11 protein-coding genes and 1 riboswitch are annotated in these 11,990 nt (G+C 59.9%); all 11 genes read right to left on the bottom strand.

Translation table 11 applies throughout. The features are described from left to right. Positions 1-33 precede the first annotated feature (33 nt). Positions 34-810 carry an ABC transporter ATP-binding protein gene (locus AC0L7L_RS17180; protein ID WP_473513989.1) on the bottom strand — a complete coding sequence of 259 codons (777 nt, stop codon included), beginning with the start codon at positions 808-810 and terminating at the stop codon, positions 34-36. Further along, positions 807-1,808, bottom strand: coding sequence for a FecCD family ABC transporter permease (locus AC0L7L_RS17185; protein WP_473510292.1), 1,002 nt, complete (start codon positions 1,806-1,808; stop codon positions 807-809). The genes AC0L7L_RS17180 and AC0L7L_RS17185 overlap by 4 nt, the downstream gene beginning before the upstream one ends. Beyond that, positions 1,801-2,685 carry an ABC transporter substrate-binding protein gene (locus AC0L7L_RS17190; protein ID WP_473510294.1) on the bottom strand — a complete coding sequence of 295 codons (885 nt, stop codon included), beginning with the start codon at positions 2,683-2,685 and terminating at the stop codon, positions 1,801-1,803. The genes AC0L7L_RS17185 and AC0L7L_RS17190 overlap by 8 nt, the downstream gene beginning before the upstream one ends. Then, complete coding sequence (locus tag AC0L7L_RS17195) at positions 2,686-4,620, bottom strand: TonB-dependent receptor plug domain-containing protein (RefSeq protein WP_473510296.1); 1,935 nt, start codon at positions 4,618-4,620, stop codon at positions 2,686-2,688. Positions 4,621-4,784: 164 nt separating this feature from the next. Then, a riboswitch (cobalamin riboswitch) is annotated at positions 4,785-4,973 on the bottom strand. 89 nt (positions 4,974-5,062) lie between these two features. Continuing rightward, positions 5,063-6,367 (bottom strand): nicotinate phosphoribosyltransferase, encoded by a 1,305-nt coding sequence (gene pncB / locus AC0L7L_RS17200; protein WP_272213281.1) that lies wholly within the window; start codon positions 6,365-6,367, stop codon positions 5,063-5,065. Positions 6,368-6,511: 144 nt separating this feature from the next. Beyond that, a complete protein-coding gene (locus AC0L7L_RS17205; protein WP_473510298.1) occupies positions 6,512-6,742 on the bottom strand; it encodes a hypothetical protein in 231 nt (76 codons plus the stop codon). A gap of 24 nt (positions 6,743-6,766) precedes the next feature. Continuing rightward, complete coding sequence (locus AC0L7L_RS17210) at positions 6,767-6,988, bottom strand: hypothetical protein (RefSeq protein ID WP_272213282.1); 222 nt, start codon at positions 6,986-6,988, stop codon at positions 6,767-6,769. An 86-nt stretch (positions 6,989-7,074) separates the two neighbouring features. Beyond that, the gene (locus tag AC0L7L_RS17215; protein WP_272213283.1) at positions 7,075-8,034 is read right to left on the bottom strand and encodes a 2-hydroxyacid dehydrogenase; all 960 of its coding nucleotides are present in this window, start codon (positions 8,032-8,034) and stop codon (positions 7,075-7,077) included. Between the two features lie 48 nt (positions 8,035-8,082). Continuing rightward, the gene (locus tag AC0L7L_RS17220) at positions 8,083-9,702 is read right to left on the bottom strand and encodes an ABC transporter ATP-binding protein (RefSeq protein WP_272213284.1); all 1,620 of its coding nucleotides are present in this window, start codon (positions 9,700-9,702) and stop codon (positions 8,083-8,085) included. Next, complete coding sequence (locus tag AC0L7L_RS17225; protein ID WP_473510301.1) at positions 9,699-10,838, bottom strand: ABC transporter permease; 1,140 nt, start codon at positions 10,836-10,838, stop codon at positions 9,699-9,701. The genes AC0L7L_RS17220 and AC0L7L_RS17225 overlap by 4 nt, the downstream gene beginning before the upstream one ends. A gap of 1 nt (position 10,839) precedes the next feature. After that, a complete protein-coding gene (locus tag AC0L7L_RS17230; protein ID WP_473510303.1) occupies positions 10,840-11,937 on the bottom strand; it encodes a microcin C ABC transporter permease YejB in 1,098 nt (365 codons plus the stop codon). Between the last annotated feature and the right edge of the window lie 53 nt (positions 11,938-11,990).

The raw sequence follows: 11,990 nt of genomic DNA on the forward strand, positions 1-11,990 counted from the left end.
GAGAGTTTGTCGAAGCTGCGCAACGCGGGCGCGCTATTTTTCAGAAAGGGCCGTCGGCATGACCACCGGTCCGCCATTCGCGTGGCCGAAAAATGCCTCCACGCCATAGACCCGACGCAAGTTCTCAGGCGTCAGCACCGAGGCCGGCGGCCCGTCTGCGACAATGCCCCCCTCGCTGAGCATCACCAACCGCGTGCACCAGCGCGCGGCGAGCCCGAGATCATGCAGAGAGCAGACCACAGAGCGGCCCTCACGCAAGAGCGAGGCGAACACCTCCATCAGCGCGATCTGGTGGGCGGGATCAAGGCCTGCAACCGGTTCATCGGCAATCAGAAGCGGCGTGGCCTGGGCCAGTGCCCGGGCAATAAGCACCCGCGCCCGCTCACCACCAGAGAGCGTATCGGCGCGGCGCTCGGCAAGCGAGGCTACCCCCATACGCGCCATGGCCTTTGCGATGATCTGGCCGCCGGCATAATCGCCGAAGGCGGAGCATTCCCGCCAGGGTTGACGCCCCAGCCCGACGACATGACGTACGGCCACCGGCCAGGCGATTTCATGATCCTGGGGCAGATAGGCCACCGCGCGGGCACGCTCAAGCGGTGTCATCTGCGCCAGCGGCGTCTTGAGCAAGTGCACATCGCCGGAAGCACGGATCAGGCCGAGGCAGGCCTTCAGCAGCGTCGATTTGCCCGCACCGTTCGGCCCGATCAGGCCGACAAGTTCACCATGGCCAACCGAAAATCCGACATCGTCGACAATCGTGCGCGCGCCGATACGGACCGTGATCCTTTCAGCACTCAACAGCATCAGATCAGCTCCCGGCGAGTCTTGTAGATCAGCCACAAAAAGAATGGCGCGCCGATCAGTGCGGTCACCACCCCAATCTTCAGATCGCGTTCCGGTGCGATCAACCGCACCGCGACATCTGCCGCAAGCAACACCGTTGCGCCGCCGAGTGCGCTTGCGGGCAGCAACCTCGAGGGCACCGCTCCGACGAGCGGGCGCAGCAGGTGCGGCACCACAAGCCCGACAAAGCCGATCGTACCTGAAACGGCGGTTGCCGCGCCGACGCTTGCCGCAACCCCCCAGATCACCAGCCGCTCCGTGGTTTTCGGCGAAACCCCGAGACTGGCCGCCGCATCATGACCCAGCATCATCGCATCGAGTGCGCGCGCGGAGAACAACAGCAGCACCCAGCCAATGGCCATGAACGGAATGGCCAGCCAGAATTGCAGCATCGAGCGATCGGCAAGCGAGCCAAGCATCCAGAACATGATTTCCATGGCGGCGAACGGATTGGGCGAAAGGTTGAGCGCCAGCGCGGTCATCGCGCCGGCAAAGCTTGTGACGGCAACACCGGCAAGGATGATGGAAAGGCTGCGCGCACCGCCGCCCGCCAGAAACCGCACCAGCACGACAGAAGCAAAAGCGAAGACAAGTGCAAGGATGGGCAGGGCCAGCGCAAACAGCGCCGAAAGCCCGGTATAGAGCGCAATCACCGCACCCAATGATGCGGAGGCCGAGACACCGAGCAATCCCGGTTCGGCCAGTGGGTTGCGCAGATAGCCCTGCAGAACCGCTCCGGACAGACCGAGCGTTAGCCCAATGGTGAGCCCGAGCAGCGCGCGCGGCAGCCTGATCTCCTGCATGATCAGCGCAATCGCGCCGGCATCCCGGCTGAAAAGCCCGGCAAGCGCTGCGCGGAGACCGAAACCTGCGGGGCCAACCGTGAGTGACGCCAGAAACAGCAGGATCACGAGCGCCCCGAGACCGGCAAGAACAACGAAATACCGTCGCTGTTCACTCATTCCCGCGACCTCTGGCCAAACCGTCTCTGACACGGGCAATCGCATCAAGGCTGAACGGCCCGCCGCAGATCGTCAAACGGCTGGGAAGGTCGATGAAATCCGCGTTTTCGGCGACCGCGCGAAAGGCCGGATGGGCAAAGGGAGCCTCGGCCAATGCCGGAGCGTCATACCCACTGTCACCGCCGACGATGACCTCGGGCGCAGCCATGATCAGTCGCTCCAGCGGCAGGCGACCAAGCCCGTCGACACCGGCGGAAACACCGATATTGTCGAGGCCCGCATCGGCGACGATATCGCCGGCGAGTGTGCCATCACCCGAGGTGTAGCCGTTGGCATAGTAGAGCGCTGCGGTCTTACCGCTTGCCGGCGCTTCGAGAAGGGCTGCGCGCCTTGCATCCATATCATCGACGAGCTGCCTTGCCGCATCGTCCCGGCCAAGCAGATGCCCCATGCGCAACAGGTTGTCGCGCACATCCTCAAGCGAAGCCTCGGGCGCGAACTCAGCCACGGGAATACCGAGCCGTTTCAGAAGGTCGACCGTTTCGCGAGTGGTGTAGCTGCCGGCCAGAACCAGATCCGGTTTCATCAGAAACACTTCTTCCGCCAGCCCGTGGTTGAGCGGATAGGCGATCGCATCTTCGGCCATGGCGGATATGGCGGGATCGGCGGCAAGCGCCGAAACCGAGATGAGCTGATCGTCCCCGGCAAGCAGCATTGCCATCTGGTCGGTACACAGATTGATCGAGACCACCCGGTTGGGGCTGATAAGGTCATGCCGGGCCAGCACCGGCCCGGCAGCAATCACAGAAAAAACAAGGCCAGCGCGCACGGTCTTGACGGATAAAACGTTTCGAGCCGTCAGCGCCGACCAGTTCATTCAGAAGGTCCTTTGGTAGGAAAGCGATACCGTGGTTCCCGGCTCCTTGTAGCCATACGCGCTCTCATATTCTTCATCGAAAAGATTATCCACCGCGAATTTAACCCGTGCTGCCGGATCGACGTCATAGAGCGCCGAAACATTGACCAACGTGTAATCGCTAAGCTGTGGATTGTAGCTATCGCTATTGGTCCAGCGGCTTCCAACATATTCGATATCGGCATTGAGGTTGAGCGCCTCGCTCGCCTGCCAGCTTGCGGCCGCTGTCAGCTTCAGCCGGTTTTGGTTTGCAATATAGATGTCATCCGTCTCGTCCTTCGGCAGACGATATTCAAAGCCGAAATCGAGCCCGAAGCGATCTTCGACCAAGCTCTGCGACCAGACCGCACGCACACCGGATATCTTCGCCTTCTCGATGTTCTCCATGGTACCGATAAAAGTGACCGGATCGGAGACATAGGCGATCATGTCATCGATATAATTTTCGTAGTAAACAACATCGATGACAGTACCGTAGCCGGAATCCCAGTTCAGGCCGGCTTCCCAGTTCTTCGAAGTTTCGGCATCAAGGTTCGGATTGCCGACATAGGAGCCGTCAAACGCCCAGTAGAGATCGTTGAAGGTGGGCGCGTTGAAGCCGGTGGAGAAGGAGGCCCGTGCCGTCAATCCGGCAACGAGCTCATAGCCGAGCCCGGCATTATAGGTCAAAGCCCCGCCGAACTGTTCGTCGGCATCGTAGCGCAGGCCGGCATTGAGCGTGAGCGCCTCGTATTCCAGGCCGTACTGGCCGTAGACCGCACCGACATTGCGCGAGGTTTCGGTATAATCGACGGATGAATCCACCGTCTCGCGATAGGCTTCGCCACCAAGGGTGAAGGTGTTGAGCGCATCGCCCGTCAGCACTTCCCTGGTGGTCGATCCCGAAAGACCATAGCGATTGGTATCGTAGTGGGTATCGGCTTCCGGATGCCCGTCGCGGAAATTCTTCTGGTAATCAAAGGCCGAATAGACTTCGAAGACAGAGGACCAGTCATCAGAATGGTCAAGCTCGGCACCGAGCTTGAAAGCGGCATTGGTCTGGGTCGCCTGATTGGCGCCGTAAACCATGTCGCCGGTCATCCAGTCGGCATAAGGCGCGCTGTCGAAATGCGGGTTGGAGCGGGCGTAAAAACCTTCGGAATAAAGCCGGCCCCAGTTGAAATCCTTGCCGATCGAATAGTTAAGCGAGCCCTGCAGAAAGCCGTCGCGGCCATCTTCGTGGACCGAATTTTCGGGCGTGGTGAAGTCATAGCCCTCGGTTCCGAGGATCGAGAGGCCAACGTTGAAATCCACGCCATTATCAGTGATCCCGCGCGTGGCAATGGTACCGAAACCGCCCCAGGGCCAGGTCACACCGGTTTCCAAAGTGGTGCAGATCGACTGACCATTGACACAGGACGAGCCGTCCTTGGTGATGATGTTGACAACGCCGCCGATGGCATCAGCGCCCCACTGGGCAGAGTGCGCGCCCTCGGCGATCTCGACACGGTCGATGGCAGAAAGCGGAATATTGGACAGATAGGCAGAGCCGGCCGTGGCCGAGGCCACACGCATGCCGTCCACCAACACGAGCGTCTGGCTGGCGCTGGCGCCGCGCAGCGTGATCGAGGACTGAGCGCCCTGACCACCATTGGTCGACACGTTCACGCCCGGATATTTCCTGAGCAGCGACGGCAGGTCGGGTGCTGCCGATTTCTCGATATCGGCCTCGGTGATCACTGTCACGGTCGAGGTCGATTGCACGATCGTTGAAGGACGCCTGAGCGGCGTCGTCACATAAACCGGCGCAAGCTCGGTAACCCCCTCTTCGAAAGAAGTGGCATCCTGGGCCAGCACCCAATGCGCCGGTGTCAGGGTCAAAATGGCAGCAGAAGCCGCAAGCAGAGATTTTTTCATTCCATATCCTCAGGCGGCCGGTTTCAAGCCGGCCGAAAAAGCCCGTCGAGGAGAAGAAAGGACACGGAGATACCCGGTCGCGGTTCTGTCCCGTCGGTGGCAACATCGTTTCGAAATGTCACCGCGACGGCAGACCGCGCCAAAACAAGAACCCCGTGTTCCAGCATGGGTGACGGGATCCGGCAGGTCTCCTGGCTTCCGCGTCATCGCCATTGTTTCCGTCTTCCCGAGCATTCGCCCAGTGACATCATGGAAACGGCTCTGCGGCTACAGTTGCGGGGGCAGCCACGGTTTTGCACCGTGTTCCCTTTTCATCCGTCCTCGCGAACGGAACCTGATCCACGCGCAATCTATGCGGCGGATAACGACGGTGTCAATGAAGCCAATCTTCTGATTTGTCCGAACTATTCAGCGGTATTGCTTTTCAGCCACAGATCGGATTTCAGACCAGCACAGGCTGGTCATACATATCCTCGGAGCCGAAGAACTTCAGATAGCGTTCGACCTCCTTCGGATCACCGGTCGCCTTTTGCGGGTTGTCGGAAAGCTTGACCGCCGGGCGGCCATTGGCATCCGACACCTTGCAGACGATCGAAATCGGCTTCAGCCCGCCGACGCGATGCGGCGAGCAACCGATGAAATCATTGGTGAGATTGGTGCCCCAGCCGAAGCTCATGCGCACCCGCCCCGCGAAATGCTTGTAGGCTTCGATGATCGCATCGACATCGAGCCCGTCGGAAAAGATCAGGATCTTTTCGCGCGGATCGCGGCCCATCTTCTTCCACCAGTCGATGATCTTTTCGCCGCCTTCGATCGGCGGTGCGCTGTCGGGGCGGAAACCGGTCCAGTCGGCAACCCATTCGGGCGCATTGCGCAAGAATGCCGTGGTGCCATAGGCATCTGGAAGCGCGATCAGCAGATTGCCGCCGTAGAGCTTGTTCCAGTCCTGCATCACCTTATAGGGCGCGATGGCCAGCGCCTCGTCGGTTTCGGCAAGGGCTGCGGCCACCATTGGCAGTTCATGGGCATTGGTGCCAACAGCTTCGAGGTCCGTGTCCATGGCCAGAAGCACATTTGACGTGCCGGTAAAGGCCGGACCGATCCCCTCTTTCAGCGCTTCCACGCACCAGCGCTGCCAAAGGAAGGAATGCCGGCGCCGTGTCCCGAAATCGGAGATTTTCAGGCCCTCAAGGGCTGCCAGTCGCTCGACCTTCGCCCACATCTTCGCCTTGGCGCGGGCATAGGTGACATCAATGGTGAACAGACCGATGTCTTTCATCGCCGCGCGCGAGCGCAATTCATTGACGATGCAGAGCGCCGGAATTTCCCACATCGTGGTTTCCATCCAACGCCCGTGGAAATCAAGCTGGTACTGGCCGTCGCGCTTGGTGAGTTCATATTCCGGCAGCCGGAAATTGGCGAGCCAGGTCAGGAATTCCGGCTCGAAAATCTGCGAGCGGCCGTAAAATGAGTTCCCGGCGAGCCAGATCATTTCCTTCTTGGTCAGTTTGAGTTCGCGCGCATGATCCAGCTGATCGCGCAGTTCACCCTCATCGATCTCGTCGGCGAGGCGCACCGAGGCCGTCCGGTTGATCACCGAGAAGGTGGCATTGACGTCCGGATAAAGCTTCCAGATCATCTGCAGCATCAAAAGCTTGTAGAAATCGGTATCCAGAAGGCTGCGGATGATCGGGTCGAGCTTCCAGCTATGGTCGTAGACCCGCGTTGCAATATCGGTCTTCGGCATCGCCGTTCGCTCCTCGGCCTTCAAGCGCCATTGCGGCATTCAAAATTGCGTAAAAGGCCGCCATGCCGCCCTTCCGGGGACATGACTTAGCTGCAAAGACCATAGGAAGTCCAGAGTGGGACATTGTTTTGCTCGAAGTGAGCTTTACTGAGACGGCTCCGCCTGCTCCACATTCCCGTTGACAGTATTTTCCACCGGATCGTCGCCCGTCGGTGCAAACAGCTCCACTGCGGCCCAGACCAAAAAGGCAAGCACAAGACCTACTGCCAGAATGACCAGCACCGGACGACCGCGCTCGGAATGCCGAGCTTCGGTCGGGGTCACGTCAACCTTGACGTCCTCGGGGCGACTACCTGTTTTCTTCTTTTCAACCATTGTCTACCTCCCGGGTTGTCAAAATCAGCTTGCGCCCGGCGCACCGAACAGCCAGGACGCGCCGCCCCAGATCAGCACCACGGCGACCATGATCGCGATCAGGATCATGATCACGGTCTGTCCGCGATTAAGGTGGCGCTTTTCGGTCGGCGAGATGCGCGTGTCGTCCTGGTTTTTCTGCGGGTAGTCATCCTCGCCCGGATATTTGACAGGGCGGCCTTCTTTCGGATCGAAATGCGTCGTCATGTCGTCCTCCTTGCTCACCGCGATAGGTTTGCGGCGATGCTTTCAAAAGAGAGAACGTGGAGGCGATGCACTTTGTTCCGGCGCGCTCAGTAACCGGCATCCCGGTTGACGACATGGCGAAGCGGCTCACCGGCCTCGAAACGGGTGATCTGCCGTTCGACATGCGCAAACAGCGCGCTCACATCAGTGTCGGAGGCAACATGCGGGGTAACCAGCACACGCTCATGCGACCACAACGGGCTCGTCTGCGGCAAAGGTTCGGTCGCGAACACATCCAGCGCCGCAGCGTAAAGAACGCCGTTTTCCAGTGCGGCAAGGATATCGGTCTCGACCTGCGACCCGCCACGACCGGCATTGATGAATACCGGCCCACCGAGCGGGCCGGAACGGCTGAGTTTTTCAAACAGTTCGCGGTCGAAGAGCCCCGTCGTTTCCGTCGTCAGCGGCAGAAGGCCGACGAGAATGTCAGTCTTCGCCAGAAAGGCATCAAGCCCCGCAGCGTCGAAACATTCAACACCGTCGACCGCTTTCATGCTGCGCGACCAGCCGATCACATTGAAGCCGATGACCTTGAGCTTGCGGGCGGCATCCTGCCCGAGTTCGCCAAGTCCCATAATGCCGACGGTGAAATCGCGGGCTTCGGCAGGCGGCAGCTGCTGCCAGCGAGTTTCGGCCTGCTGGCCAATGTAATCGGGAATGCGGCGGGCGTGGTACAGGCATTGTAGCACCACATATTCGCTCATGCGCCGGGTCAAAGATGGATCGACGAAGCGCACCAGCGGCGCATCCGGCAGGCTTTTCAGCGCCAGCACACTATCGACGCCCGCGCCGCCGGAAAACAGAACTTCGAGATTGGGTGCGCGCTCGAACAGGTCGTCATCCGGCTTCCACAACACGGCATAACGGCAATCCGAAAGATCCCGGCCCCGGTTTTTCGCATCGGCCAGATCGACCACCGGCCGGTCATGGAAAACCTCTCCGAGCGCTTCGACAATGGCGGCGCGGCCGGAGAATTTCAGGTCGATGACGACGGGGGCTTTGGGCATGCAGGACTTCTTTATGGTCTGGACACTTGAAGGCGAGCGGACAATTGCTCAATCCGCCTCAACCGGCTCGATATCGAAGGCTGCGGCAAGCAGCGCCTTGGTGTAATCGGCCTTCGGGTTTTCAAAAACGTCAGCCGCCGGGCCGCGTTCGACCACTTCGCCGAAGCGCATGACGATGATCTCGTTGGCAAGCGCACGCACCACTTTCAGGTCATGCGAAATGAACAGATAGGCGAGATTGTGCTTCTTCTGCAGGTCGGCCAGAAGATCGACCACCTGCGCCTGCACGCTCATGTCGAGCGCCGATGTCGGCTCGTCGAGCATCACGAAACGCGGCTTGAGCACTATGGCGCGCGCAATCGCGACCCTCTGGCGCTGACCGCCGGAAAACTCATGCGGATAGCGCCAGCGCATCGTGGCATCGAGCCCGACCTCTTCCAGCGCCGCGCCCACCCGCGCCTCACGCTCTGCCGTGGAAAGTCCAGGTTCGTGGATTTTCAGCCCCTCGGCCACGATTTCGCCGACCGACATGCGCGGCGACAGCGAGCCATAGGGGTCCTGAAACACGATCTGCATTGCCTCGCGCAGGGGCTTCATCTGTTTGAAGGAATAGGCGTCAATATCCTTGCCGACAAAGGCGATCCGCCCCTTTGATCCGATCATCCGTGTCAGCGCCAAACCAAGCGTGGTCTTGCCCGAGCCCGATTCGCCGACAACGCCGAGCGTTTCGCCGGCGCGCAGTTTGAGCGAGATGCCATTGACCGCCTTCACATGATCGACCGTCTTGCGCAGCAGACCGGCCTTCACCGGAAACCAGACCTTGACGTTGTCGGCCTCGACGATCACCGCGCGGCTGGGATCATGCGCCGGCGGCTCGCCCTTTGGCTCGGCGGCCAAAAGGTGCTTGGTATAGGCGTGCTGCGGATTATCGAAGATTTCAGCCACAGGCCCGTGCTCGACGATCCTGCCCTCGGTCATGACACAAACCCGGTCTGCAAACTTGCGCACGATGCCGAGGTCGTGGGTGATGAACAGCATCGACATGCCGTGGTCGCGCTGCAGGCTCTTCAGAAGTTTCAGGATCTGCGCCTGTACCGTTACATCGAGCGCAGTCGTCGGTTCATCCGCAATCAGCAGTTTCGGCCGGTTGGCAAGCGCCATGGCGATCATCACCCGCTGGCGCTGGCCACCGGAAAGCTCATGCGGGAAAGCACCCAGCCGCCGTTCAGCCTCGCGGATACCAACCTCGTGCAACAGTTCAAGCACGCGTTTTCGGGCATCCGCACCCGTCATTCCGGCATGGAGCGCAAGGGTTTCACCCACCTGCTTTTCCACCGGATGCAGCGGGTTGAGCGAGGTCATCGGCTCCTGGAAAATCTGGGTGATATCGCCGCCGCGCACCTGCCGGAGCGTCCGGTCATCGGCTTTCAGCAAGTCACGGCCCTCAAACAGAATTTCGCCGCTCGGGTGGCTTGCCGCGGGATAGGGCAGAAGCCGCAGCACGGACGCCGCCGTTGCCGATTTGCCGGAACCCGATTCACCAACCAGCGCCACCACCTCGCCCGGCATTATATCAAAGGATATCCGGTCGACGGCGAGATTGTCGGCCCCGCCATGGCGGAAGGCGACGGACAAATCGCGAACGGACAGAAGCGGCGTGTCACTCATTGGAACGTCTTCCTCGGGTCGAACGCATCGCGCACCGCTTCGCCGACAAACACCAGCAGCGATAGCATGATCGAAAGGGTGAAGAAGGCGGTAATGCCGAGCCAGGGCGCCTGCAGATTGCTCTTGCCCTGATTGACCAGTTCCCCCAGCGAGGGCGACCCCGGCGGCATGCCGAAGCCCAGGAAATCCAGCGAGGTCAGCGTCACGATTGCGCCTGACAGAATGAAGGGCACGAAGGTCAGCGTCGCCACCATGGCATTGGGCAGGAGGTGGCGAAACATGATGGTAAAATTGCCGACACCGAGCGCACGCGCGGCCCGCACATATTCGAAATTGCGCGCCCGCAGGAATTCAGCCCGCACCACGGCGACGAAACTGACCCATGAGAACACCAGCATGACACCGAGCAGCACCCAGAATCCGGGTGGCAGGATCGCCGCTATGATCAGCAGGATATAAAGCGTCGGCAGTGACGACCAGATTTCGATGAAACGCTGCATCAAAAGATCGACCCAGCCGCCGAAATAGCCCTGCACCGCACCGGCGGCAACACCGATGACAGCCGAAAATCCGGTCAAAAGCAGGCCGAACAGCACCGATATGCGGAAGCCATAGATCACCCGGGCAAGCACGTCTCGGGCAAGATCGTCGGTTCCGAGCCAGTCCATATTGCCCAGCGTGCAGCCCGGATCGTCAGCGCCTTCAGGATAGCCGGCACAGCGATCCTCCTTGCTCATCAGCCAGAACGGCGGTGTCGGCGCGGAATAGGGCACATTGGAATTGATGGTGCGGTAGGAATAGCGGATCGGCGGCCAGATCATCCAGCCATTTTCCGCAATCTCGTCTTGAATGAACCCGGACCGGTAGTCAGTGACCGCCAGAAAACCGCCGAATTTCTCCTCCGGATAATCGACCACCACAGGAAACAGGATTTCACCCTTGTAGGACGCGATCACTGGCTTGTCGTTAGCGACGAATTCGGCAAACAGGCTAATGATGAACAGAAACAGAAAAAGCCACAGCGACCAGTAGCCGCGACGGTTGGCCTTGAAGTTCGTCCAGCGCCGCGCATTCATCGGCGACAACCAGCCGGTCTTCGGGCGCGCGACCATCTCTTCGGATGTGAGATCGCTCATGTCACACATCCCTCTTTTCAAAATCGATGCGCGGATCGATCCAGGTGTAGATCAGGTCGGAGACGAGACTGATGAACAGCCCGAGCAGCGAGAAGATGTAGAGCGTGGCAAACACCACCGGATAATCGCGGTTGACCAGCGAGAGATAGCCGAGACGGCCGAGACCATCGAGCGAGAACACGTTTTCGATCAGAAGCGAGCCTGTAAAAAAGGCGAGAATGAAGGAACCCGGAAAACCGGCAATCACGATCAGCATGGCATTGCGGAACACATGACCATAAAGCACCTTGTGTTCGGAAAGTCCCTTGGCGCGGGCCGTCACCACATATTGCTTGCCGATCTCATCGATGAAGGAATTCTTGGTCAAAAGCGTCGTCGTGGCGAAAGACGAGACCGAAAGCGCGATCAGCGGCAGCGTCAGATGCCAGAAATAGTCGAGCGGTTTCTGCCACCAGGGCAGTTCGGCGAAATTATCCGAGACCAGGCCGCGCAGCGGAAACCAGTCGAAGAACGAGCCGCCGGCAAACAGGATAATCATCAGGATACCGAGCAGGAAGCCCGGCACCGCAAACCCGACGACAATCACGCCCGAGGTCCACACATCAAAGCGCGAACCATCCCTCACCGCCTTGCGGATGCCAAGTGGAATGGACACGCCATAAGACAAAAGCAGCACCCAGATACCGAGTGAGATCGAGACCGGCAGCTTGTCGATGATCAGATCGATGACGGAAGAATTGCGGAAAAAACTCTCGCCGAAATCGAAGGTCGCATAGTCGCGCATCATCAGCAAGAAGCGCGTCAGCGGCGGTTTGTCGAAGCCGAACTGGGCTTCGAGGTCGGCAATCAGCTCAGGGTCAAGCCCCTGCGCGCCGCGATAATTTGACGATGACGCGCTGTCGAACCCGTCCATCGACATGCCCGCATCCGAGCCGCCGGAAATCCGGCTTTCGGCACCGCCGCCCTGGCCGTTCAGTTCGGCAATCACCTGCTCCACCGGCCCGCCAGGCGCGAACTGCACGATGATGAAGGAAATTGTCATGATGCCGATCAACGTCGGAATCATCAGCAGAAGGCGGCGGAAAATATAGCTGCCCATCAGGAAATGCTCTCGCTGTTGGCTGGCGGAAGTCTGCGAGCATCCGCCCCGTC

The sequence above is a fragment of the Martelella sp. K41-7 genome (assembly GCF_055808365.1).

Coding starts and splice junctions, on each gene's coding strand:
- AC0L7L_RS17230 (WP_473510303.1), bottom strand. CDS start 11,937: ATGGGCAGCTATATTTTCCGCCGCCTTCTGCTGATGATTCCGACGTTG.
- AC0L7L_RS17210 (WP_272213282.1), bottom strand. CDS start 6,988: ATGACGACGCATTTCGATCCGAAAGAAGGCCGCCCTGTCAAATATCCG.
- pncB (WP_272213281.1), bottom strand. CDS start 6,367: ATGCCGAAGACCGATATTGCAACGCGGGTCTACGACCATAGCTGGAAG.
- AC0L7L_RS17220 (WP_272213284.1), bottom strand. CDS start 9,702: ATGAGTGACACGCCGCTTCTGTCCGTTCGCGATTTGTCCGTCGCCTTC.
- AC0L7L_RS17215 (WP_272213283.1), bottom strand. CDS start 8,034: ATGCCCAAAGCCCCCGTCGTCATCGACCTGAAATTCTCCGGCCGCGCC.
- AC0L7L_RS17190 (WP_473510294.1), bottom strand. CDS start 2,685: ATGAACTGGTCGGCGCTGACGGCTCGAAACGTTTTATCCGTCAAGACC.
- AC0L7L_RS17225 (WP_473510301.1), bottom strand. CDS start 10,838: ATGAGCGATCTCACATCCGAAGAGATGGTCGCGCGCCCGAAGACCGGC.
- AC0L7L_RS17205 (WP_473510298.1), bottom strand. CDS start 6,742: ATGGTTGAAAAGAAGAAAACAGGTAGTCGCCCCGAGGACGTCAAGGTT.
- AC0L7L_RS17185 (WP_473510292.1), bottom strand. CDS start 1,808: ATGAGTGAACAGCGACGGTATTTCGTTGTTCTTGCCGGTCTCGGGGCG.
- AC0L7L_RS17195 (WP_473510296.1), bottom strand. CDS start 4,620: ATGAAAAAATCTCTGCTTGCGGCTTCTGCTGCCATTTTGACCCTGACA.